We start from the raw sequence: 22924 nt of genomic DNA, 5'->3' as shown, positions 1-22924 counted from the left end.
GTGGCTCCTCTACTGATCCTCGCCGTCCCCGCATTCCTGGTCGTCACGACCATTGTGATCATCAGGCTCATCGTCACTCTCTCCCGAACGCAAGGTGTACTTCCGCCGACCGACGAATCACGCCGCGCCTCACGGTGGAGTGCGAGTGCCCTGGCAATCTCCTTCGGAGTCGCGATTCTCGCCACGACCTGGGTCTTCGCCACCGATCGACTCGGGCGGGGCGTGCTACTCGCCGGTCCGGTGTTCCTCACGGTCCTCCAGCTCGGTGTCCTGGCCACCACGGTGATCATCGGTACCGCCGTCAGATCGAACAGTGGCACTCGAGTCGCGTCACTGGGCACCCGCCGCGCGTACGACAGCGCACCCCGACTTCTTGCCACGATGACCGGCGCCGGCGCCGTCCTCGCGGTCACGATCGGAGTGATCGCCTGTCGAACAGCCTCTGTCGACAGCGGATCCGGCGAGTTCAGAGCCTTCGAATACACCACTGCCGAGGGAAGTCGAAGCACGTACAGCCCGTTCGCAGGGGCCTTCTATTCAGGACCGCTCGTGCTGACTCTGATGACATCGGTCGTCATCGCCGCTTTGACACTCGTGGGGGCACAGAGATGGGGTGCATTGGACCAGCCCGGAGCTGATCGCGCTCTCCGGATGAGCATCTCCACGCGAGCTGTCGCAGCAACCGCAATGATCACCTCTCTCCTCCTCGTGATCCTCGGACTCTCTCTGAGCCAGGCGGCTTTCCGTGTCGCGTCCGCGCCGGACGATTCCGGCTGGTGGGCGATCGGGCGGGTCTGCTTCCCTGCGGCTGTGCTGGCGGGCGCACTTCTCGGTACATGGGCTCTCGTTGCGTTCTTGCTTCCCACGCTGGGTCGGCGAGGCGCGGCATGACCGGCCCAGCCATCGTGGTGCGCGCGGACGATCCGTTGCCCCCGTACGAGCAGATCCGTCGGCAGATCGCCGGGGTCATCGCATCGGGCGGCCTCCACCCGGGAGACCGGCTGCCCCCGCTGCGGCAGCTGGCCCGGGATCTGGACGTGGCGGTGGGCACCGTCGGGCGGGCGTACCGCGACCTGGAGGCGCAGGGCTGGGTGGAGTCCCGGCGCGGACGCGGGACGCATGTGCTCACGCCGCCCACGGCCACCGTCGCGCCGCCGACGGAGTCCCTGGAGCGCTTGGCCCGGGACTACCTCGCTGCTGCGATGGAGCTGGGCTTCACGCAACAACAGGCGATCGACGCCGTCCACCGCTGACCGTCGTGTCCTAATCGGACAGAATCCGAGAGCGAGCGGAAAGACGAGGTCAGGCCAACGCGCGATCGCGAGTGGGACGGACACGCAGGAGCAGCAGCAGCCCCAGTGCCAGCACCACGATGATGCCGCCGATACCGGCGCGGTCGGTGCCGAAGGCCCACACGAACAGGCCGAACAGTGCCGGGCCGAGGAAGGACGCGGCGCGCCCGGTGGTCTGGTAGAGCCCGAACATCTGTCCCTCCCGCCCGGGCACCGTCATCCGCGCCAGCATCGACCGGGCGGAGGACTGCGCCGGGCCCACGAACACAGTGAGCATCAGGCCGAAGATCCAGAACATCGTCTCACCGCGGACGAACAACAGCACCGTCCCCGCGACCAGCATGCCGACGAGGCACGCGACGATCACCGGCTTCGGGCCGATCCGGTCGTCGAACCGCCCGGCGATCACCGCGCCGAGCGCGGCCACCACGTTCGCCGCCACACCGAAGAGCAGCACCGTCGACGCGCTCATCCCGTAGACGGAGTGCGCGAGCACCGCGCCGAAGGTGAAGGTCGCCGCAAGACCGTCGCGGAACACCGCCGACGACACCAGGAACCACACCACGTTGCGGTCCTCGCGCCACAGCGATCCGATCGTCGCGAAGAGCTCGCGGTACGCGCCCACGATCCCCCGACGGTGCGCCGTCCCGTCGGGCGGGAGTTCGGGGACGACGAACAGGACCGGCAGTGCGCACACGCCGAACCAGACCGCCGCGAACACCGCCACCAGTCGGATGTTCAGCCCGCCCTCGGTGGAAAGGTCGAGGAAGCCGCGCGTCGGGCCATCACCGGCGATGAAGCCGAAGTTGCAGAGCAGCAACAGCACGATGCCGCCGAAATACCCACAGGCCCAGCCGATTCCGGAGACGCGTCCGATGGTCTCGGGGGTCGAAACCTGCCGCAGCATCGCGTAGTAGGGCACGTTCGCCAGCTCGAAGGCGACGGTGCCCACGGCCAGCAGAAGCAGGCCCAGCCACAGGTACTGGTTCTCGTCGCGCACGAAGAAGCAGCCGGCGGTGCACACCGTGACCACGGCGCTCCACACCGCGAGCGAGAATCTCCGCCGTCCCGCCGCATCGGACCGACCGCCGAGCACGGGCGCGAGCACCGCCACGAACAGGCCGGCCGCGGCCATCGCCCACGACAACCAGCTGGTGGCGCTGATCGGCCCCGGCAGATCCTTCCCGACCGTGCCGGTGAGGTACACGGTGAAGATGAACGTGGTCATCACCGCGTTGAACGCGGCGCTCCCCCAGTCCCAGGTGCACCACGCCACCACCTGGCGGCGCGGCACGGGTGCGGTCGGTACCTCCACCCCGGCGGTCACGGTGCTACTTCTTCGCGCGCTTCTCGCGCACCCGGACGTTCACCCGCACGGGCGACCCCTCGAAGCCGAACTCCTCCCGGAGGCGACGCTCGAGGAACCGGCGGTACCCCGCCTCGAGGAAGCCCGAGCTGAACAGCACGAAGGTCGGCGGGCGGGTGGCCGCCTGCGTCGCGAACAGCACCTTGGGCAGCTTGCCGCCGCGCAGGGGCGGCGGGGTCGCGGCCATGACCTCGCGCAGCCAGTTGTTCAGGCGGCCCGTCGGGATGCGCTTGTCCCACGATTCCAGCGAGGTCTCGATCGCCGGGACCAGCTTCTGCAGCGCGCGGCCGGTCTGCGCGGAGATGTTGACGCGCAGCGCCCACGGGATCTGCACGAGTTCCCGGTCGATCTCCTTCTCCAGCTGGTAGCGCCGGTCCTCGTCGACCAGGTCCCACTTGTTGTAGGCGATCACCAGCGCGCGGCCGGACTCGATCACCATCGACAGCACCCGCAGGTCCTGCTCGGTGATCGGCTGCGAGGCGTCGATGAGCACGATCGCGACCTCGGCGGCCTCGATCGCGCCCTTGGTGCGCAGCGACGCGTAGAACTCGTGGCCGCTGGCCTGGTTGACCTTCTTGCGCAGGCCCGCGGTGTCGATGACCTTCCACGTCTTGCCGCCGAGCTCGACGAGCGAGTCCACGGGGTCGACGGTGGTGCCCGCGACGTTGTCGACGACCGAGCGGTTCTCGCCCGTGAGCTTGTTGAGCAGCGAGCTCTTGCCCACGTTCGGCTTGCCGATCAACGCGATGCGGCGCGGTCCGGTGCCACCGGTGCCCTCGCGGGGCGTCTCGGGCAGGGCCTCGAGGATCACGTCGAGCAGGTCACCGGTACCGCGGCCGTGCGCCGCGGAGATCGTGTGCGGCTCACCGAGACCCATCGACCACAGCGATGCGGCCTCGGCCTCGGTGCGCTGATCGTCGACCTTGTTCGCGGCGAGGATGACCGGGGTCTTCGACCGGCGCAGCACGCGGGCGACAGCCTCATCGGTCGCGGTGGCGCCGACGGTCGCGTCCACGACCACGACGACCGCGTCGGCGGTGCGCATCGCGACCTCGGCCTGCTGCGCGATCGACTGCTGCATGCCCTTGGCGTCGGGCTCCCACCCGCCGGTGTCCTGCACGAGGAACCGGCGGCCGGCCCAGTTGGCCTCGTAGCTGATCCGGTCGCGGGTGACGCCGGGGATGTCCTCGACCACCGCCTCACGGCGGCCCAGGATGCGGTTCACCAGCGTCGACTTGCCGACGTTCGGGCGGCCCACGATCGCGACCGTCGGCAGCTTCGCCGCCGCCTCGGCGGCCTCCGCCTCGAGATCGGCGAAATCGCCCTCGTAGTCGGCGAAGTCGCCCTCGTCGTCCCAGGTGCCGTCGGCGGCATCAGAGCCGGCGTACTCGAACTCGTTGTCACTCATCGCGTGACCTCCTTCTCGCGGGAGGCGGCCAGCGCGCGGTCGGCCAACTCGGCCACCGCCGCGACGGTCTCCTCCAGGTTCATGTCCGACGAGTCCAGTTCGATCGCGTCCTCGGCCGGCCGCAGGGGCGAGACCTTCCGCGTCGAGTCCAGCCCGTCGCGGCGCTGCACCGAGGCGAGCACCGCCTCGTAGTCGCTGGGCAGGCCCAGCTCCAGGTTCTGCGCGTGGCGGCGCTGCGCGCGCGCCTCCGCGGATGCGGTCAGGTAGATCTTCACCGGTGCGTCGGGGAAGACGACGGTGCCGATGTCGCGCCCCTCCACCACGATCGGCGTCTCGTCGTCCGCCGCGATCGCCCGCTGGTAGTCCACCAACTGCTCCCGCACCTCGGGCACGGCGGAGACCGCGGAGACCGCCGCGGTCACGTCGTCCTCGCGGATCCGGCGCGTGACCGAGATCTCGTCGAGCTCGACCTGCTCGGACAGCGGGTCGCAGCCCATCGCGAGCGGCAGGTCGGCGGTGCCGGCGGCGATGGCCGCCGGATCCGTCAGATCGAGCTCCTGGTCCAGGGCCCACACCGTCGCGGCGCGGTACATGGCGCCGGTGTCCAGGTACCGCGCGCCGAGGTTCTCGGCGATGCGGCGGGCCACCGTCGACTTGCCCGTCCCGGACGGGCCGTCCATCGCGATCACGAGCGTCACAATCCCACCGCCTTGTACAGCGAACCCACTTCGTCCCGGCCGAGCACGCGCAGCGAGCCCGGGCGCTGATCGCCGAGCGCGACCGACCCCACGTGCGTGCGCACCAGCCGCTCGACGGGATGCCCGACCTCCGCGAGGAGTCGCCGGACGATGTGCTTGCGCCCCTCGTGCAGCACGATGCGCACCATCGACCGGCCCTCGGAGGCCTCGAGCACGGAGAACTTGTCCGCCCGCACCGGGCCGTCCTCGAGCTCCACGCCGCTCCGCAGCTTGCTCCCGAGGCTGCGCGGCACCTCGCCGTGCACCCACGCCAGGTAGGTCTTGGGCACCTCGTACGACGGGTGCATGAGGCGGTGCGCCAGCTCACCGTCGTTGGTGACGAGCAGCAGGCCCTCGGTGTCGGCGTCGAGCCGGCCGACGTGGAAGAGTCGCTGCCCCGCGGCGACGCGCTCGGCGACGATGTCGCCCACGCAGGGGCGGCCCATGTCGTCGCTCATCGTCGACTGCCAGCCGCGCGGCTTGTTAAGCACCAGGTGCACGAGGTTCTCGTTCACCAGCACGCGCACCCCGTCGACACGGACCACCGCGACGTTCGGGTCGACGCGGCGCCCCTGTTCGATCACGATCTCGCCGTCGACCTCGACGCGGCCATCGGCGATCATGTCCTCGGCGACGCGCCGCGACGCGACGCCGGCCTGCGCGAGCACCTTCTGCAGCCGGATCTGCTCGCCCGGTGCCGCGAGCGCGGCGGTCGGGTCCGACGGTGCGTAGTCCTCCGGGTCCGGCACGGGGACGTTCTGCGTGCGTGCGGGTTTCGCGTTCGAGAGGCGGGGTACGCCACCCTGGCGCCCGGCCTGCTTCTGGGCCCTCTTGGCACCCTGTTTCGGTGCGCTGGTTCGGTTTCTGTCCGGTGTGCCATCACGGCGAGCGGGTCTGTTCATGATCGTTCCATGATCGCAGGTCGCGGCCGAAATCGGTATTCGTCAGCGCGGCGCGGCGCGCAGCTCACTCAGCGAGCGGTTGCGGCGGCCCATGAACAGCACCGTCGCTCCGACGGACGTGAGCACGATGGTCCAGACCAGACCGGCCCTCGGCGGGAAGAACAGCGGATCGCCGCCCTCCTTCGCGCCGGTCAGGTCGTCGAGACCGCTCATCATCATCGAGGGGAAGATCCAGAGCAGGATCGACAGCACCGCGGCGAGCCCGAGCAGCCCGCTCGCGATCGCACGCCCGCGCAGGCCGAAGACGGGGCGCAGCGTCGCGACGATCACCAGGATCAGCGCGACGATCGCGAGCCCGGCGGTGACATAGCCCCACGGGATCACGCCGTCGGTGCTCGCACCGGCCCCGTGATCGCCGGTGTCCACGGTCCGGCCGGTGCCCGTGAACCCGACCGGCACGCCCACTCTGCCCACACTGAGCCCGAACCACGGCGCCGTCGCCGCCCAGACGGTGAACACGGCCACGAGCCCGGTGAGAACGAGCGGCCACCAGCGGCGCACCGTCGGACCTGCGGCGCCGAGCGGGAAGGCCTCCCGGAGGACGGCGGAGAGATCAGGCATCGGGATCGAATCCGATCACGTCGGCGCTCCTGCGGCCGAGTTTGGCGAACCGCGGCTCCTCGTCGAGGTGCGAGCTGAGGTCCTCGATCACGTCGACCTCGGGGAGCAGGGGCGCGAGCGGCGGCAGCTCGTCGAGCGAGGTCAGGCCGAGCCGCTCGAGGAACATGTCGGTGGTCACGTAGGTCGTGGCGCCGGCGATCGCTCCGGCCTCGGCGATGAGACCGCGGGCCGCGAGGGTGCGCATGACGCCGTCGACGTTCACCCCGCGCACCGCGCCGACCTGGGAGCGGGTCACGGGTTGCTTGTAGGCGATCACCGCGAGGGTCTCCAGCGCGGCGCGGGTGAGCTTGGAGCGCACCCCGTCGAGCAGCAGGCGCTCGACATAGGGCGCGTACTCCGCCCGGCTGTAGAGGCGCCACCCCTCGGCGGACTCGCGCAGCTCCATCCCGGAACGGCGCTCGGTGAGTTCCCCGGCCCATGCGCGCAGGTCGGCGGTGATCCGCTCCTCCGGCTCCTCCAGGGCGGCACCCAGCTGCTCGGCGGTCGCGGGGGCGTCCACGACGAGGAGGAGCGCCTCGAGCGCCGATCGCAGCTCGTCGGGCTCCATGCCCTCGACCAGGGCGAAGCCCTCGGCCTCCTCGGTCATCACGGCTCCTCGTTCCAGTTGTCGTCGGGGGTCTCGTCGTACTCGTCGCGGGTCCCGCCCACCACGGTGCCATCGTTCTCGCCGGACCAGCGGACCTTGAGGTCGCCCAGGGCCTCGGGCTGATCGAACAGCACCGCCCGCTCGCGGTAGAGCTCGAGCAGGGCGAGGAACCGGGCGATGACGGCGATACCCGAGTCGCAGTCGGCGACGAGCTCCGCGAAACCCGCCCAGTGGTCCGGTCGCTCGCGCAGGCGCGCCGCGATGAGCTTGGCCTGCTCGGGGACCGACACCTTCGGCACGTGCAGGTGCCCGAGGCCCACCGTCGGCTTCACCTTGGGCGTGAACGCGGACACCGCGACCAGGGCGAACTGCTCCGCCGTGACTCCCAGCCGGACGGGCGGCACGAGCTCCTCGAACCGGGGCTCGAGGCCCACGGCCCGGGGGTAACGACGGTTCGCCTTCGCCTCCAGCTGGGCCATCAGCTCGGCGACCTGCTTGTACGCGCGGTACTGCAGCAGCCGCGCGAACAACAGGTCGCGGGCCTCGAGCAGCGCGAGGTCCTCGGCGTCCTCGACCTCGCCCGCGGGCAGCAGACGCGCGGCCTTGAGGTCGAGGAGCGTCGCCGCGACGACGAGGAACTCCGTCGTCTGGTCCAGGTCCGCCTGTGCGCCGAGCTGCTTGGTGTACGCGATGAACTCGTCCGTGACCACGTGCAGCGCCACCTCGGTGACGTCCAGTCGGTGCCCGCCGATCAGCTGCAGCAGCAGGTCGAAGGGGCCCTCGAAGTTCGCGAGCTTCACCGTGAAGCCCGACGGCGCCTCCGGCTCCCCGTCCGCAGGGGCGGCGCCGTCGGGCACGGGATCGGGAGCGTCGGGCGCGGCCGACTCCGCCAGTGCCTCGATCGGCTCGGCGTCGATCGGCTGCGTGTCGGTGGGGCTCACTTCTCCTGCGCGATCACCTCGCGCGCGAGGGCGCGATAGGCATTGGCGCCGGACGACTTCGGCGCCCAGGAGGTGATCGGCTCCCCCGCGACGGAGGTCTCCGGGAAGCGGACCGTGCGCGAGATCACCGAGTGGTACACCGCGTCGCCGAACACCTCGACGACGCGGGCCATCACGTCGCGCGAGTGCAAGGTGCGGGCGTCGAACATCGTGACCACGATCCCCGCCAGGTCGAGCCGCGGGTTGAGGCGGTCCTTGACCTTGTCGACGGTGTCGGTCAGCAGCGCGAGACCGCGCAGTGCGAAGTACTCGCATTCCATGGGGATCAGGACCTGCTCGGCGGCGGCGAGCGCATTCACCGTCAGCAGCCCCAGCGAGGGCTGACAGTCGATGAGGATGTAGTCGTAGCGGTCCAGCACCGGGTACAGCGCCCGGCCGAGAGTCTGCTCGCGGCCCACCTCGTTGACCAGCTGGATCTCCGCCGCCGAGAGATCGATGTTCGACGGCAGCAGGTCGAGCCCGTCGACCCGGGTGCGCAGCAGCACGTCGTCGGCGGAGACGCGCGACTCCATGAGCAGGTTGTGCACCGTGAGCTCGAGCTCGTGGTGCGCCACACCGAGGCCCGCGGACAGCGCGCCCTGCGGGTCGAGGTCGACGAGCAGCACCCGGCGGCCGTACGCCGCGAGCGAGGCACCGAGGTTGATCGTGGTCGTCGTCTTGCCGACGCCGCCCTTCTGGTTGCACACCGCGATGACGCGCGCGGGGCCGTGGCTCGTCTTCGGCGTGGGCTCCGGGAACTCGACGTACGGCCGACCGGTGGCGTCGAGGCTGTCGTCGTGCGGATCCCGAGCCGCAGGATGGTGCGCGAGATCGCCCAGGTCCAGGCCAGGGTTCTCCGCGTCCGGCGCTGCCGCCAATGTCCACCTCCAGATACGTCCCCACCCACCCTAATGCGCGCGGTGCACGCGCTGCCGCAGCGGCACGCGGGTCAGCCCCGCAGCTGCGTCGGTGCGCTGGGATCGAACGGCGCGGTCCCCGGGTTCGACGGTGCGCCCCGGCCCACTTCCCGACGGTGCCGCAGCCAGTCGATCAGCCAGCCCAACAGGCCGGTCACGAGGATCGGAAATATCAGTCCGATGATGAGCAGCGCAATCCAGCCGTGCTCGGTTTGGACGCCATTGACATACGCCGCGGCATGCGCGACCAAGCCTGCAACCTGCCCGAATAGGAACCCGGCGACTAGCGACCACAGCCACGCCAGTCCTCGGCGGCGGCCGAGCCCCCAGGCCAGCGGAGTCAGCAATGTCAAGCCCGCCGAAACCCAGTTGGACAGCACGAGCAGGAAAGAATAATCGGACCAGACCCAGATGGCCGCTGCGAGAATCACGACACCACCGGCCGAGAGACGGCGGACTACCGTATTCGCGGTGGCAACGAGGTAAATCGCCGTAATCAGCAGTCCCACCGCCGACCAGGGGAGCCCCACAGGAAGCGCAGCCCAGAACCGCGCGCCTCGCACCCCCTCCAAACCGAGGAACACAATCGCCGATAGGGCGATCACCGCGGCGCTGACCAACCAGTTCCCACGTGGCAGCAGGGCACGCGACGACGCGCGACCACCGGCCCGATCAGCGTCGGTACGCTTCCGGGCGATCTCCTCGAGCAGCGGAAGCGACACCGCATCGGCCGTATCAGGAGCGACCGCACGCAACTCGTCATCGAGAATCCCGACGGCGCTCGCGAACGCCTTCTCCAGCCCGGCGAAGGTGCGCTTGGACACCTCCGTGGCACGGACCCGGTCTCGGTCCTCGGTGAGCAGCTGCCCGGCGGGCGCGCCGGTGCGCGCTCCGATCATCCGCACCAGCGCATCTCGTAGGCCATCGAGTTCGAGCTCCGCGCGCGCCGCGACTCCACTGTCCAACGCGTCCCGGGCACGGAGGGCCGCCTGGCACGCGGCGTCGACCGGGTCCACCGGGACGGGCGACGGCTGGGTCGGTAGGGCAGGCCGGATCGTCGGCATCGCGTACGGGACCGGCGCGGCCTGCAGGGTCACATCGGAATGCGGTGCGAGGAGCGCGGTCTGCAGTGCGGCAGCGAACTCGCGACTCGATCCGAACCGCTGCGCCGCATCCTTCGCCATTCCGCGGGCCAGCACATCGTCGACGGAAGCCGGCAGACCGCCCCGTCGGGAACTGAGCGGCGGCACTGGCGAGCTCAGATGACCCGAGATCACCTGCACCGCGTTCGTGCCCGCGAACGGGGGTACCCCCGCCAGCAGGTGATACGCCGTGGCGGCCAGTGAGTACTGATCCGAACGGGTATCGACGGCGTCCGCCCGCAGTTGCTCTGGCGACGCGTAGTTCAGCGTCCCCACCGTCACGCCCGTCCCCGTCAGGTCGGACGCCTCCGCCCCCATCCGCGCGATACCGAAGTCGGTGAGCATCACGTGACCGGCCGCGCTGACGAGGATGTTCGCGGGCTTCACGTCCCGGTGCACGAGCCCACGGGCCCCGGCGAAATCGAGGGCGTCGGCCACCGTCGAGATGATCCTGGCGACCTCCGGCACCGGAATCGGGCCCGCCGCGGCGAGCTTCGCGACGTCCGTCCCGTCGATCAGCTGCATGCTGATCCACAACCGACCGTCGTCCTCCCCCTGGTCGTGCACCGGAACGATCGCCGGATGCGCAAGCGAAGCAGCCAGCTCGGCCTCCCGCTGGAATCGCGCCCGGTACTGCGCATCGCCACTGACCTGCGCCCCGAGAACCTTGATCGCATCCGACCGCGGCAACCGCGGATGCCGCCCGACGTACACCTCGCCCATGCCGCCCGCACCGAGCCGCCGCTCGATGACATACCCCGCGAACGTCGTCCCCGGTTCGATCACACCAACCTCCCCTGCTGTGTGGTGAAACAGTAGCGCGCAGCTGCTCGAACGCAGGGCGTTCATTGACCACTCCCCGGGGAGGATATGCATCGAACGCATACCCTGAACCAATCGATGCAGTTCAGAAGGTATGCATCGGGCGCATCACTCCGCGACCGACCCCACCTCGCACGCGGCCGCGCCGAGCTGTTCCGGCGTTCAGCCCAAAGCCCGCGGATGCGCGGATGCGTACACCTCGCGCAGCGCCTGCACCGTCACCAGCGTGTAGACCTGCGTCGTCGTCACCGAGGCGTGGCCCAAAAGCTCCTGCACCACGCGCACGTCGGCGCCGCCCTCCAGCAGGTGCGTGGCGAACGAGTGGCGGAGGGTGTGCGGGGACACGTGCACCGTCGAAGTATCGATCCCCGCGCGCTCCGCCGCCGCGGACAGCACCTGCCACGCCGACTGCCGGGACAGTCTCCCGCCGCGCACGTTGAGGAAGAGCGCCGGATTCGACCGCTTCACCAGCGCCGGCCGCCCCCGAACCAGGTACGCGTCCAATGCCGCCAGCGCCGGCCGGCCGATCGGCACCACCCGTTGCTTGCCGCCCTTGCCGAGCAGGACCACGGACCGCGACTCCGCATCGATGTCGTCGACGTCCAGCGCCGTGACCTCGGAGATCCGTGCCCCGCACGAGTACAGCAACTCCAGCATCGCCCGATCCCGCAACCGCGAAGGCGTATCGGACTCGGCGTCTCCGCCCGCCGCCTCGAGCAGCGCGATCACCTGCTCGACGGGCAGCGCCTTGGGCAGCCGCTTCGCGGGCGCGGGCGGGCGCACCTCGCGGGCGACATCGGCCGCGGTCATGCCCTCGGCGGCCGCGAACCGGTGCAGCCCCCGCACCGCGATGAGCGAGCGGGCGGCGGAGCTCGCCGCCAGCGGCGGATGGTCGTCGGAACCGGAGCGCAGGGCCACGAGGAACCCGCTGACCTGGGCCTCGGTCACGGCACCGAGGTCGTCGACACCGAGCCCGAACAGGTACTCGCGGTAGCGCGCGAGATCCCGGCGGTAGCTGCTGAGCGTGTTCGCGGCGGCGCCGCGCTCGACCGTGAGGTGATCGACGTACGCGCGCAACTGGTCCTCGAGCGGACCGGTGAGCCGCGCGACCGCCACCCCTACGCCCCGCCCTCCACAGGCCGACCCTTGCGGGCCGCGAGCGCCGTCGGACGCCCGGGCCAGGGCGCATCGGAGCAGCGCAGCGGCGTGTCGTCGTCGGTGACCATGGTGGCGGCCAGGATCGCGCTCACCGAGGTGGAGTTGACGATCTCGCCGGAGAGCACCATCCGAACGGCGTCGGGCATGGCGATCCACTCGACCGTCATGTCGAGCTCCTCGTCCTCCTGCTCGGCCATCTCGCAGTACCGCAGGTCCGTGGCGAGGAAGACGCGCACCATCTCGTCCGTGAAACCGGGCGACGGTGCCAGATCGACGAGGACGTGCCAGTCGCGGGCACCGAGTCCCGTCTCCTCCGCGAGCTCGCGCTGCGCGGCGCAGACCGGCTCCTCCTCACCCGTGTGATCGAGCAGGCCGGCGGGGATCTCCAGCAGCCGCCGCCCCATCGGGTGGCGGTACTGATTGACCATGGCGATCGCGCCGTCGTCGTTCATCGCGACGACCGCCACGGCACCGTCGTGCTCGACGACATCACGCATCGCCGTGCCGCCGCCCGGCATCGTCACCTCGTCGCGACGGACAGCGAAGATCGGACCCTCGTACACCGTCTCGCTGCTGAGCGCCTGGAAGTCGTGCGGCTGCACGGAACCGAGCGATTCGAGCTGCTCAGTCATCTTCTCGGCCGTCGGAACTGTCATCCTTCGACGGTACCTCTTCCACGGCGGTGCGGACGCCGACCGGGAGTTCCAGCTCGGCCCGGTACTTCAGGGCCGCGCCGACGAACGCGGCGAACAGCGGATGCGGGCGCGTGGGGCGCGACTTCAGCTCGGGATGCGCCTGCGTGCCGACGAGGAACGGATGCGTCTCCTTCGGGTACTCGACGAATTCGACGAGGTGCCCATCGGGTGAGACGCCCGAGAACTTCAGGCCCGACTCGGCGACCTTGTCGCGGTAGGCGTTGTTGACCTCGAACCGGTGCCGGTGGCGCTCCGAGACCTCGGTCGCGCCGTACGCGTTCGCCACGATCGAGCCGCGCTCGAGCGAGGCCGGGTAGGCACCCAGACGCATGGTGCCGCCCAGGTCCGCCTCGCCGGCGACGGCCTGCTCCTGGTCGGCCATCGTCGAGATGACCGGGTACCGCGTGTCGTCGTCGAACTCGGTGGAGCTGGCACCGTCGAGGCCCACCGACCGGGCGGCCTCGATCACGATGCACTGCAGGCCCAGGCACAGGCCGAGCAGTGGCACCCCGCGCTTGCGGGCGTAGCGGATGGCGCCGAGCTTGCCCTCGATACCGCGGATGCCGAAGCCGCCGGGGATCAGGATGCCGTCCATGTCGCGCAGGGCGGCCGATGCACCGGCGTCGGTCTCGCAGTCGTCGGAGGGCACCCAGGAGATCTGGACCTTGGCCCAGTTGGCGAAGCCACCGGCGCGCAGCGCCTCGGTGACCGACAGGTAGGCGTCCGGCAGGTCGATGTACTTGCCGACGAGCGCGATGTTCACGGTCTCGCGCGGCTCGTGGACGCGCTTGAGCAGATCGCCCCACACGGTCCAGTCCACGTCGCGGAAGGGCAGGCCCAGCTTGCGCACGACATAGGCGTCGAGCTGGTTGCGGTGCAACACCTTCGGCACGTCGTAGATCGACCCGGCGTCGGGGCACGAGATGACGCCGTCGATGTCGACATCGCACATCAGCGCGATCTTGTTGCGCTGCCCCTCCGGCACATCGCGGTCGCAGCGCAGGATCAGCGCATCGGGCGTGATGCCGATGCTGCGCAGGGCCGCGACGGAGTGCTGGGTGGGCTTGGTCTTGAGCTCGCCGGACGCGGCGAGGTACGGGACCAGCGAGACGTGCAGGAAGAAGACGTTGTCGCGGCCCACGTCGTGGCGCACCTGGCGGGCGGCCTCGAGGAAGGGCTGCGACTCGATATCGCCGACGGTGCCGCCGATCTCGGTGATCACGACATCCGGGACGATGCCCTCGGCGTCGGGGGCCTGCATCGCGAGGATGCGCGCCTTGATCTCGTCGGTGATGTGCGGGATCACCTGCACGGTGTCACCGAGGTACTCGCCGCGGCGCTCCTTGGCGATCACGGTGGAGTACACCTGGCCGGTGGTGACGTTCGCGATGCCCGACAGATCGCGGTCGAGGAACCGCTCGTAGTGGCCCACATCGAGATCGGTCTCGGCACCGTCCTCGGTGACGAAGACCTCACCGTGCTGGAACGGGTTCATGGTGCCCGGGTCCACGTTGAGATAGGGATCGAGCTTCTGCATGGTCACACGCAGACCACGCGCGGTGAGGAGCTGCCCCAGACTGGAGGCCGTCAGGCCCTTACCCAGCGAGGACGCAACGCCCCCGGAGACGAAAATGTGCTTGGTGGCGACACGCGCGCCAACGCGAGGAGAGGGCAACGAGACTCCCGTATTCGAGCGGATGGACCTGCTTCATCTACGGGACTCCAATCTATCACCTGCCGTCAGCGAACACCCGATCCGTAGGCGCGGACATCGCCGCGCGTCGCCTGAACGAGGGCGAGCACCGTCGACACCTGCCCGACGGCGGTGTCGGCGTCGTCGACCGTGGCGAGCCGCGCGGAGAGCTCCTTGTCCTGGCGTACGACGACGATCGGGCCGCTGCCCTGCGATGATCCGGTCCGGCCGGCGAGCACGGCACCGTCGCCGTGTCGGGACAGTCCGGCCGCGAGCCGGCCGATCGCCTGCCCCTGTCCGGCCCGATCCCCCGGAACTGTTCCGCCCGTCACGATCACCACGGCGCGCGCGCCGGGCACCGTCGGACCCGCGAAATCGACGAAGCCGGCCTGCTTGAGGGCGGCCAGCGCGTCGGCCCGTCCGTTCGACGGGGGCCGGACGCTCCCCTTCGACAGGAGCACGGCGCCCAGCAGGTCGCCGGCGCGGGCGCGCGGGTCCACCAGTGACGGGTCGACGGTGACGCCGTTCGGGGCCGCGTTGTCGACGACGCCCCGCAGCCGCTCGGCCTTGTCCTCGGCGTAGAGATCGTCGGTCAGCTTGAGGGTGCCTGCGACGGTGCCGCCGGCCTGCGTGATCCGTCGGGTGATCTGCGCGAGGTCCCCGGTATCGGCCGCGGGCGCGGTCACGAGGAGCACCGGGACGCCGGTCAACCCCCGCCCCAGGGCCGACGGTGCCGCGGCGTCCGCGAAGTCGTCGGCCGCGCGGGTGCGGTCGGTGAGCGCCGCGTTGCGTTGCTCGAGCTGGGAGACCTGCGCACGCAGGTCCGTGAGATCACGGTCCGTGGTGAACCGGGAGAGGACTCCCCCGCCCAGCGCGACGCCGACGGCGAAGGCGAGCAGCACCGCCGCCCAGACCAGCGCCGGGCGGCGGGCGCCGGGCGAACGGAGTCGGCGCGACGGGCCGGGCACCTAGAGGGCCCGGAACTGGCCCTGGACCCAGAGCGCGAAACGGTTCCACTGATCGATGGCCCACTGCAGCAGGTCGTGGCCCTGGTTGGAGACCAGCACCGCGACGACCACGGCGACCAGCGCGGCGAGGATGAACAGCGCGATCGCACCGCCGTGCCCGCGGCTGCGGTACAGGGTGGCGACGGCCTTGCCGTCCACGAGCTTGGTGCCCACCTTGAGGCGGGTGAGGAAGGTCGACGGGTTCGACTCGCGGCGGCCGGCGTCGAAGAACTCCTCCAGCGACGCCGAATGGCCGACGGAGACGATGAGGGACGCGCCGTGGTGATCGGCGATGATCAGCGCGAGGTCGGCCGCGGAGCAGGTGGCCGGGAAGGTCATCGCGCCGATGCCGAGGTCCTGGATCCGCTCGAGGCCGGGCGCGTGGCCGTCGGGCGCGGCGGGCAGCACGACCTGCGCGCCGGAGCGCAGCGTGTTCGTGGTGATCATCTCGGGGTCACCGACGATGAGGTCCGGCCGGTACCCGGCCTTGACGAGGGCGTCGGCGCCGCGGTTCACGCCGATCAGCACCGGCGCGTACTCCTTGATGAAGGGCTTGAGGCGCTTGAGGTCCTCGACGTGGTCGGCACCGTCGGAGACCACGAGCACGTGGCGGTCGCTGAGGTTGACCTCGACGTCGGGGATGCCGACACCGTCGATGAGCAGGGGCGACTCGACGCGGATGAACTCGACCGTGTTGCCGGCGAAGGCCTCGAGGTGATCGACCACACCGGAGCGCGCGGCGAGCATCCGCGAGGTGACGTCCGTGTCGGTGAGCTCCTCGCCCTCGGCCAGCTCCCGCTCGCCCGCGTAGACGCGGCCCTCGTGCACGCGGACCTTGGCGCCGTCCTTGATGCGGGAGAACACCTCCTTGCCGGCGTCGTCGACGAGCTCGATCCCGGCGGCCGCGAGCACCTCGGGGCCGAGGTTCGGGTAGCGGCCGGAGATGAACGGCGACGCGTTGACCACCGCCGCGACCCCCGCCTCGACCATGAGGTCGGCGGTGGTGCGGTCGAGGTCCAGCTCGTCGCACACCACGATGTCGCCGCGGCCGATCCGGCCGAGCAGACGGGTGGTGTTCTTGTCGACCCGGGCGGTGCCGGTGACGCCGGGCAGGTTCGACGTAGTGCGGGACAGCAGGCCAGTGAGCTTCATGCCGCACATACTGCCCCGCCAGTCACAGAAGTCACGGGAGGCGCGCCGACAACACTGGAAACTTTGATCTACTTCGGACGCAGCGGTTACTTGCTCGCGTGCACTCCCGACTGCGCGACCTTGTCCGAGTCGGCCGCCTCGAGCAGTTCCTCCGCGTGGGCGCGGCCGGTATCGGAGTCCCCCAGGCCGGCGAGCATCCGGGCCAGCTCGGCGATCCGCTCGTCGCGCGACAGCGCGGTCAGAGTGGAGGTGACCGAGCCCTTGCCGGTCTGCTTGCCCACGGTGAGGTGGGTGTCCGCGAAGGCGGCGACCTGCGGCAGGTGCGTCACGACGATGACCTGGTGCCGCTGCGCGAGCGCCGCGAGCCGCCGACCGATCTCGACCGCGGCCTTGCCGCCCACGCCGGCGTCGACCTCGTCGAAGACCATCGTCAGCCCGGACTCGGTCGCGGCCAGCACGACCTCGAGCGCGAGCATCACGCGGGAGAGCTCGCCGCCCGAGGCGGACTTGCCGATCGGCAGCGGGTTCGCGCCGTCGTGAGCGACGAGCCGGAACTCGACGACGTCCGTGCCGTGCGCTCCGGCGCGGCGGGGCGCACCGTCGACCACGACACCGGTCCCGTCGGCCTCGGGCGAGAGGGCGTCGGGCGCCACGTCGACGGTGATCGACGCGCCGCCCATGGCCAGCTTGCGCAGCTCGCCCGTGACCTTCTTGCCGAGCGACCCCGCGGCCTTGACGCGGGCCGCGGTGAGCGCGAGCGCCGCCGCGGCGAGGTCCACCTCGAGGGCGGTGACGCGGGACTGCAGCGCCGCAAGACCTTCCGCGGAGGTGTCGATCCCCTCGAGTCGCCGGCGCGCCTCATCGGCCCAGGCGATGACGCCGTCGATGTCGGGAGCGTACTTGCGGGTCAGGGTCTTGAGCTCGGACTGGCGCAGCAGCAGCGACTCGAGCTCCGACGGGTCGCTGGGCAGGTCCGAGAGGTACCCGCCGAGCTCGGTGGCCACGTCGCCGGCGACGGTCGCGGCCTCCTCCACCCGTTCGGCGAGCGCGCGCAACGCGGCGTCGTCGGACCCGGACAGTGCCGCGCGGACGGTGCCGAGCAGATCGAGCACCGCCCCGGCGCCCTCACCGTCGGCGCCGTAGCCCGATCCCGTCAGCGCGGCGTAGGAGGTGTCCGCGGCCTCACGGAGCGAGTCCAGATCGGACAGTCGCTTGATCTTCTCGGTGGTGTCCACGTCCTCGCCGGGAACCGGCTCCACGCCGTCGATCTCGGCGAGCGATGCGGTGAGATGGTCCTGCTCCAGTGCGAGCTCGCGGGACCGGGTGGTCCGGTCGGCGAGCTCGGCGCGCGCGGCGAGCCACGCCTCGCGCACCCCCTGGTACGTTCGCAGCGCCTTGCTCGCGGGCGCGCCCGCGAAGGCGTCGAGCAGGTCGCGCTGCCGCTCGGGGCGCAGCAACCGCAGCTGGTCGTTCTGGCCGTGCACGGTCAGCAGGGGTCCGGCGAACTCGGACAGGGTGCCCACCGGCACGCTCCGGCCGCCCAGGTACGCGCGGGACCTGCCGTCCGCGGCGACGCTGCGCACCGCGATCACGGCATCGTCGTCGAGCTCGCCCCCGGCATCGTCGACGACCTCGCGCACGGCGTCAGCGGAGCTGGCCCCGGACAGGGAGAAACGCCCCTCGACCACGGCCTTGTCGGCCCCGGCGCGGATCCGACCGGGGTCGGCGCGGGCGCCGGCGAGCAGGTGCAGGCTGGTGACCACCATGGTCTTGCCGGCACCCGTCTCGCCGGTCAGCACCGTCAGGCCCGACGCGAACTCCGCGGCGGCCTGCTCGATCACGCCGAGCGAGTTGATCCGGATCTCCTCGAGCACGTCCCTATCCCCCGATCCCGGCGTCGCGGCGCCGCCCCGTGCCGTCAGTGCCCTCTCGGCGGCCGCGCCAGCCGCTGATCGGCAGTTGGAACTTGTGGACCAGGCGGTCCGTGAAGGGCGCCGCCCCCAGCTTGATGAACCGCACCGGCTCCGCGCCGCGCCGGATCTCGATGCGCCCCCGCTCGGGCACCTCCATCGTGCGGCGCCCGTCGCAGAAGGCGATCGCCTCGGACCGGCTGCCCTCGACCTCGACGGCGATGGTGGACCGCGGGCTCGTGACCATGGGCCGCGCGAACAGGGCGTGCGCATTGCTCGGTACGATGAGCAGGGCCTCCAGGTCGGGCCACATCACGGGGCCACCCGCGGAGAAGGCGTAGGCCGTGGACCCCGTGGGGGTCGCCACCAGCAACCCGTCGCAGGCGAAGCGGGAGACAGGGCGCCCGTCGACCTCGGTGACCAGCTCCAGCAGGCCCTGCCGCGACCGGTTCTCCACGGAGACCTCGTTGAGCGCCCAGCCCTGCGTGACCAGTTCGTCGCCGTCGTGGATCGCGATGTCGAGCGTCATCCGGGGTTGCACCGTGTACCGGCGGTGCACGAGATCGTCGATCGTCTCCGGCACGGTGTCGAGCTCGGACTCGGCGAGGAAGCCCACGTGGCCCAGGTTGATGCCGATGATGGGCACGTTCGCGCGGCGCGCGAGCTCGGCGCCGCGGAGGAATCCGCCGTCGCCGCCGAGGACGACCACGACCTCGCAGCCGACCGCGGCGTCGTCCGCCGCCTCCTGCACGTCGCTCTCGAGCTTCATGTGCACGCCGGCCGCGTCGAGGCGGCGGCGGATGTCATCGACGGTGCGGTCCACGTCGCTGCGCAGCGTGTGCACCACCACCAGGAACGTGCGGTCGCTCATTGCGGTCCCTCCGTCACTGCCGTCATGATCATCTCGTCCACATCGTCCGGGAGGCCGACGGGGCCCTCCTCGCGCCGCAGGTGCAGGAAGTACTCGACATTCCCCGACGGACCCGGCAGCGGACTGAAGGTCACGGCCCGAGTGGCCAGCCCGGAGGCCGCTGCGGCCTCCGCGACGCCGCGGACCGCGCTCGCGCGCAGGCGCGGGTCCCGCACCACCCCACCGGTTCCCAGGTTCCCCTTGCCCACCTCGAACTGCGGCTTGACCATCGGCAGCAGGTCGCCGCCGACGGCGGTGCAGCGCGCGAGCGCGGGCAGCACGAGGCCGAGCGAGATGAACGACAGGTCGCCCACCACGAGGTCGACGGGGCCGCCGACCTGCTCGGGCTCGAGGAACCGGACGTTGGTGCGGTCGAGGACGGTCACGCGTGCGTCGTCGCGCAGGCGCCAGACCAGTTCGCCGTAGCCGACGTCGACCGCGTACACGCGCTCCGCGCCGCGGTGAAGGAGGACGTCGGTGAAGCCGCCGGTCGACGCGCCGGCGTCGAGGCACCGTCGGCCCTCGACTGCGACGTCCGGGAACGCGGCGAGCGCCCCGAGTAGCTTGTGGGCCCCGCGCGAGGCCCATTCGATCTCCCCCGCGACCGCAGTGACGTGCACCGGGTCAGCGGGGTCGATCTGGTTGGCGGCCTTGCGGGCCACCTGCTTGTTGACGGTGACCCGCCCGGCCTCGATGAGTTCCCGCGCGTGCTCGCGGGACCGGGCCATGCCGCGGCGGACCAGCTCGGCGTCGAGCCGCACTCTGCGCGCCATCGCGTCAGGCCCGATCCACGGTGTCCAGGGCGTCGACCAGCAGGCGGTGCGCCTGTTCGAACAGGGCGGCCTGCCGCCCGAGGGTCGCCAGCTCGCCGACCCCCGCGACCGCGCCGGGGTCGACGACCGGGGCCGCGTCGAGTTCGTCGACGCGGTGCATGAGGTCCTCGACGGCGATCCGCACATCGGCGGGCTCGTCCCCGCGAAACACAGCTGCGTCCACGGTGACCACGCTATCGGATGACCAGACGCAGGCCCGCGCGACGCTCCTCCGAGAGCTCCCGCGCCGCCGCGACCGCCGGGTACGCGGCCTGCGCCGGGTCGGCGCCCGGCGCTCCGGTGACGATCAGTTCGTCCCCGTCGACGGTGGCCGTCCACCCCTCACGCGGCCCGGGCACGGACGCCGCCCGCGCGGCGCGGAGCCCCGCGAGCGTCGCCGCGAGGTAGGTGGGCTGGTGCAGGTCCGGCGCGCGGATGACGTCCGCCACGCCGTTCACGCCGGTGAGCACGAGGTAGGTGTCGACGCCGAGCGCGTTACCGCCCTCGATGTCCGTGTCGAGGCGGTCGCCGACGACGAGCGGCGTCCGTGCGCCGGTGGCCTCGACGGCGTCCGTGAGGATCCGTGTGCCGGGCTTGCCCGCGACCTGCGGGACGCGGTCGGTGGCGTTCATGACGGCGGCGACCATCGAGCCGTTGCCCACGAGCAGACCGCGCTCGGTGGGGAGCGTGGCGTCGGTGTTGGTGGCCACCCAGACCGCGCCGGCGCGGATCGCCAGCGCCGCCTCGGAGAGCAGTGCCCATCCCGTCTCGGGGTTGTGGCCTTGGATCACGGCGCGCGCGTCCTCGGCCCGCTCGACGGGGACGAGCCCGCGCGCCTCGACCTCGGCGTGCAGCGCGGGGGCGCCGACGACCAGCACATCGGTACCGGCGGGCACGAGGGACGCGAGCAGGCCGGCGCCCGCCTGGGCGCTGGTCACGACGGCAGCGTCGGGGGCCTGGAAGCCCAGGTCCCGTAGGTGCCGCGCCACGTCCGACGGTGCGCGACTGGCATTGTTGGTCACGTAGGTGACCGGAAGCCCGTCGAGCGCCTCCGCGGCGCCGGGGATCCCCACGGCGCCGGCGTAGACGGTGCCGTCGAGGTCGACGAGGAGACGGTCGTACGCGGAGACCAGGCTGTTCGTCATTCGCGGGCGTCGTCTCCGGCGACCGCGTCGTCGCCGGCGACCGCGGCATCCGTCTCGTCGAGGTCCTCTGCGGACAGCTCGGCGACGCGCTCCTCGGCGTCGGTGAACTCCTCCTCGTCGGCCGCCGCCGCGTTGAGGAACCAGGTCAATGCGTCCGCGCGACGATCCGCGTTCAGCAGGGCCTCGGCGTAGGCGTAGAACAGGCGGGCGGCGTGGAATCCGCGGCGGGACGGATCGAGGTCCTCGGCCTGCAGGGTCACGACGGCCTTGTCGTAGTCGCCCATGTCCATCCGTGCGCCGGCCTCGACGATCCGCAGTTCGGTCCGGTCGTCGCCGGTGAGCGTGGCCGCCTCGTCACCGCGCGCGGTCTCGATGGCCTTCTCGGGACGGCCGAGGCCGCGCTCACTGTCGGCGATCATGGGCAGCAGGTTGAGCGTCCCGCCCATCCGCTTCGCCGCACGCAGCTCGCTGAGGGCCTCCGACCACTCGCCGTTCATGTAGGCCGCGATGCCGCAGGCCTCGCGCACCGCGGCGATCCGGCCGGCACGCTCGCGCGCCGCCCGCGCATGGGCCAGCGCCGCGGCGGGATCGGAATCGAGCAGCCGCCCGGCCATCACCAGGTGTGAGGACACGAGCTGCGCATTGTTCTTGTCGAGGCTGAGCATGTCGCGGCGGATCGCCGGATCGAGCTCTCTCGGGTCGACGTCGTTCGGGATCGACGGCTCACCGGCACGTGTCCGCGGCCGCTCCGAGCGCTGGTCATCGCGCTGGAAGCCACCTCCCGGACGACCGCCGCCGCCACCGGGACGCGAGCCGTTGCGGGGGCCCGATCCGCTGGAACGCCGGTCGCCGCCGAAGCTCCGCCCACCACGGGAATCGCCACCACGCGAATCTACGCCGCGGTTGCCACCGAACTCGCGCCGTTCTCCACCACGGCGATCGCCGCCACGCGAGTCACCGCCGCGGCTGCCGCCGAAGCTGCGCCGATCGCCACCACGCGAATCTCCGCCACGGTTGCCACCGAAGTCCCGGCTGCCCCGGGAGTCACCGCCACGGTTGCCGCCGTGCTCGCGACGCTGACCGCCACGCGAGTCACCGCCACGGTTGCCACCGAAGTCCCGGCCACGGCCGTCACGGCGATCGCCCCCACGGGAGTCACCGCTACGGCCCTGATACCCGCTGCGCTGGCCGCCCGAACGCTCGCCGCTTCCACGCCGGTCATCGTTGGTGCCCCGGCCGGCGCCTCGATCGTTGCCTCGCCCGGTGCCACGTGACGAATCTCCGCCGTTGCCACGGTCCGCCCGATCGGCGGGATTGGTGAATCCGGCACGCTGCCGGCGGTCGCCGCTCGAATCGGCCACGGTGCACCCACTTCCCGTCGCCTCCGCGGCGACTCACGCTATTACTGTACTTGGACATGACGAAGGCCCCTGGGGAGTGGAACACTCACTGAGCGTTCGACACGATCCCCAAGGGCCTTCATCCTGTATCTAATTTTAGTCCGGCGGTGTCCTACTCTCCCACACCCTCACGAGTGCAGTACCATCGGCGCTGAAGGGCTTAGCTTCCGGGTTCGGAATGGAGCCGGGCGTTTCCCCTTCGCTATGGC

At 71.1% G+C, this 22924-nt stretch carries 23 protein-coding genes and 1 rRNA gene; 2 read left to right on the top strand and 22 right to left on the bottom strand.

What is annotated here, in order from left to right:
* Positions 1–891, top strand: coding sequence for a hypothetical protein (locus HF999_RS09935; RefSeq protein WP_168545720.1), 891 nt, complete (start codon positions 1–3; stop codon positions 889–891).
* The gene (locus tag HF999_RS09930; protein ID WP_168545719.1) at positions 888–1253 is read left to right on the top strand and encodes a GntR family transcriptional regulator; all 366 of its coding nucleotides are present in this window, start codon (positions 888–890) and stop codon (positions 1251–1253) included. The genes HF999_RS09935 and HF999_RS09930 overlap by 4 nt, the downstream gene beginning before the upstream one ends.
* Before the next feature lie 49 nt (positions 1254–1302).
* Here the strand turns inward: HF999_RS09930 and HF999_RS09925 are convergent, their stop codons facing one another.
* The 22 genes from HF999_RS09925 to rrf all read right to left on the bottom strand — a co-directional run.
* Positions 1303–2619: an MFS transporter gene (locus tag HF999_RS09925; RefSeq protein WP_312854084.1), complete on the bottom strand. Its 1317-nt coding sequence runs from the start codon at positions 2617–2619 to the stop codon at positions 1303–1305.
* A 4-nt stretch (positions 2620–2623) separates the two neighbouring features.
* Complete coding sequence (der, locus tag HF999_RS09920; RefSeq protein ID WP_168545718.1) at positions 2624–4066, bottom strand: ribosome biogenesis GTPase Der; 1443 nt, start codon at positions 4064–4066, stop codon at positions 2624–2626.
* Entirely contained in the window at positions 4063–4767 is a 705-nt protein-coding gene (gene cmk, locus HF999_RS09915; protein WP_312854094.1) for a (d)CMP kinase, read from the bottom strand. Before cmk ends, der begins: the two co-directional genes overlap by 4 nt.
* A complete protein-coding gene (locus HF999_RS09910; protein WP_168545717.1) occupies positions 4761–5705 on the bottom strand; it encodes a pseudouridine synthase in 945 nt (314 codons plus the stop codon). Before HF999_RS09910 ends, cmk begins: the two co-directional genes overlap by 7 nt.
* Before the next feature lie 42 nt (positions 5706–5747).
* Positions 5748–6326: a hypothetical protein gene (locus HF999_RS09905; protein ID WP_168545716.1), complete on the bottom strand. Its 579-nt coding sequence runs from the start codon at positions 6324–6326 to the stop codon at positions 5748–5750.
* Positions 6319–6972 carry an SMC-Scp complex subunit ScpB gene (gene scpB, locus HF999_RS09900; protein WP_168545715.1) on the bottom strand — a complete coding sequence of 218 codons (654 nt, stop codon included), beginning with the start codon at positions 6970–6972 and terminating at the stop codon, positions 6319–6321. Before scpB ends, HF999_RS09905 begins: the two co-directional genes overlap by 8 nt.
* Positions 6972–7865 carry a segregation and condensation protein A gene (locus HF999_RS09895; protein WP_168545824.1) on the bottom strand — a complete coding sequence of 298 codons (894 nt, stop codon included), beginning with the start codon at positions 7863–7865 and terminating at the stop codon, positions 6972–6974. The genes scpB and HF999_RS09895 overlap by 1 nt, the downstream gene beginning before the upstream one ends.
* Before the next feature lie 44 nt (positions 7866–7909).
* On the bottom strand, positions 7910–8791 hold the full coding sequence (locus HF999_RS09890; protein ID WP_246207582.1) for a ParA family protein: 882 nt from the start codon (positions 8789–8791) through the stop codon (positions 7910–7912).
* A gap of 110 nt (positions 8792–8901) precedes the next feature.
* Entirely contained in the window at positions 8902–10860 is a 1959-nt protein-coding gene (locus tag HF999_RS09885) for a serine/threonine-protein kinase (protein ID WP_168545714.1), read from the bottom strand.
* Positions 10861–10995: 135 nt separating this feature from the next.
* Positions 10996–11949, bottom strand: coding sequence for a site-specific tyrosine recombinase XerD (gene xerD / locus HF999_RS09880; protein ID WP_168545713.1), 954 nt, complete (start codon positions 11947–11949; stop codon positions 10996–10998).
* Between the two features lie 2 nt (positions 11950–11951).
* On the bottom strand, positions 11952–12623 hold the full coding sequence (locus tag HF999_RS09875) for an NUDIX domain-containing protein (protein ID WP_168545822.1): 672 nt from the start codon (positions 12621–12623) through the stop codon (positions 11952–11954).
* On the bottom strand, positions 12616–14361 hold the full coding sequence (pyrG, locus tag HF999_RS09870; protein ID WP_168545712.1) for a CTP synthase: 1746 nt from the start codon (positions 14359–14361) through the stop codon (positions 12616–12618). Before pyrG ends, HF999_RS09875 begins: the two co-directional genes overlap by 8 nt.
* A gap of 65 nt (positions 14362–14426) precedes the next feature.
* Positions 14427–15347, bottom strand: coding sequence for a copper transporter (locus HF999_RS09865; RefSeq protein ID WP_168545711.1), 921 nt, complete (start codon positions 15345–15347; stop codon positions 14427–14429).
* Positions 15348–16538 (bottom strand): putative cytokinetic ring protein SteA, encoded by a 1191-nt coding sequence (gene steA, locus HF999_RS09860; protein ID WP_168545710.1) that lies wholly within the window; start codon positions 16536–16538, stop codon positions 15348–15350. It lies immediately after the preceding gene.
* Positions 16539–16624: 86 nt separating this feature from the next.
* Positions 16625–18412 carry a DNA repair protein RecN gene (gene recN, locus HF999_RS09855; protein ID WP_168545709.1) on the bottom strand — a complete coding sequence of 596 codons (1788 nt, stop codon included), beginning with the start codon at positions 18410–18412 and terminating at the stop codon, positions 16625–16627.
* Positions 18413–18416: 4 nt separating this feature from the next.
* Positions 18417–19319 (bottom strand): NAD kinase, encoded by a 903-nt coding sequence (locus tag HF999_RS09850; protein WP_168545708.1) that lies wholly within the window; start codon positions 19317–19319, stop codon positions 18417–18419.
* Complete coding sequence (locus tag HF999_RS09845; protein WP_168545707.1) at positions 19316–20131, bottom strand: TlyA family RNA methyltransferase; 816 nt, start codon at positions 20129–20131, stop codon at positions 19316–19318. Before HF999_RS09845 ends, HF999_RS09850 begins: the two co-directional genes overlap by 4 nt.
* A gap of 4 nt (positions 20132–20135) precedes the next feature.
* Positions 20136–20354, bottom strand: coding sequence for a hypothetical protein (locus HF999_RS09840; protein WP_210733676.1), 219 nt, complete (start codon positions 20352–20354; stop codon positions 20136–20138).
* 10 nt (positions 20355–20364) lie between these two features.
* Entirely contained in the window at positions 20365–21315 is a 951-nt protein-coding gene (locus HF999_RS09835) for an HAD hydrolase-like protein (protein WP_168545705.1), read from the bottom strand.
* On the bottom strand, positions 21312–21980 hold the full coding sequence (locus tag HF999_RS09830; RefSeq protein WP_312854083.1) for a hypothetical protein: 669 nt from the start codon (positions 21978–21980) through the stop codon (positions 21312–21314). Before HF999_RS09830 ends, HF999_RS09835 begins: the two co-directional genes overlap by 4 nt.
* 227 nt (positions 21981–22207) lie before the next feature.
* A complete protein-coding gene (locus HF999_RS22480) occupies positions 22208–22585 on the bottom strand; it encodes a hypothetical protein (RefSeq protein ID WP_246207615.1) in 378 nt (125 codons plus the stop codon).
* Between the two features lie 229 nt (positions 22586–22814).
* Positions 22815–22924 (bottom strand): 5S ribosomal RNA (gene rrf / locus HF999_RS09825); the annotation flags it as partial.

It is taken from the genome of Tsukamurella spumae (genome assembly GCF_012396015.1).
In the GTDB taxonomy this organism is placed as follows: domain Bacteria; phylum Actinomycetota; class Actinomycetes; order Mycobacteriales; family Mycobacteriaceae; genus Tsukamurella; species Tsukamurella spumae.
Note: the sequence above shows the minus strand (reverse complement) of the source record. Positions and strands in the feature narration are given on the sequence as shown.

What these genes read in the sequence shown, in the direction of transcription:
- HF999_RS09930 (WP_168545719.1), top strand. Translation starts at nt 888, where the DNA reads ATGACCGGCCCAGCCATCGTGGTGCGCGCGGACGATCCGTTGCCCCCG.
- der (WP_168545718.1), bottom strand. Translation starts at nt 4,066, where the DNA reads ATGAGTGACAACGAGTTCGAGTACGCCGGCTCTGATGCCGCCGACGGC.
- HF999_RS09910 (WP_168545717.1), bottom strand. Translation starts at nt 5,705, where the DNA reads ATGAACAGACCCGCTCGCCGTGATGGCACACCGGACAGAAACCGAACC.
- HF999_RS09905 (WP_168545716.1), bottom strand. Translation starts at nt 6,326, where the DNA reads ATGCCTGATCTCTCCGCCGTCCTCCGGGAGGCCTTCCCGCTCGGCGCC.
- scpB (WP_168545715.1), bottom strand. Translation starts at nt 6,972, where the DNA reads ATGACCGAGGAGGCCGAGGGCTTCGCCCTGGTCGAGGGCATGGAGCCC.
- HF999_RS09885 (WP_168545714.1), bottom strand. Translation starts at nt 10,860, where the DNA reads ATGAACGCCCTGCGTTCGAGCAGCTGCGCGCTACTGTTTCACCACACA.
- HF999_RS09875 (WP_168545822.1), bottom strand. Translation starts at nt 12,623, where the DNA reads ATGACTGAGCAGCTCGAATCGCTCGGTTCCGTGCAGCCGCACGACTTC.
- steA (WP_168545710.1), bottom strand. Translation starts at nt 16,538, where the DNA reads ATGAAGCTCACTGGCCTGCTGTCCCGCACTACGTCGAACCTGCCCGGC.
- HF999_RS09850 (WP_168545708.1), bottom strand. Translation starts at nt 19,319, where the DNA reads ATGAGCGACCGCACGTTCCTGGTGGTGGTGCACACGCTGCGCAGCGAC.
- HF999_RS09845 (WP_168545707.1), bottom strand. Translation starts at nt 20,131, where the DNA reads ATGGCGCGCAGAGTGCGGCTCGACGCCGAGCTGGTCCGCCGCGGCATG.
- HF999_RS09835 (WP_168545705.1), bottom strand. Translation starts at nt 21,315, where the DNA reads ATGACGAACAGCCTGGTCTCCGCGTACGACCGTCTCCTCGTCGACCTC.
- HF999_RS09830 (WP_312854083.1), bottom strand. Translation starts at nt 21,980, where the DNA reads ATGCTCAGCCTCGACAAGAACAATGCGCAGCTCGTGTCCTCACACCTG.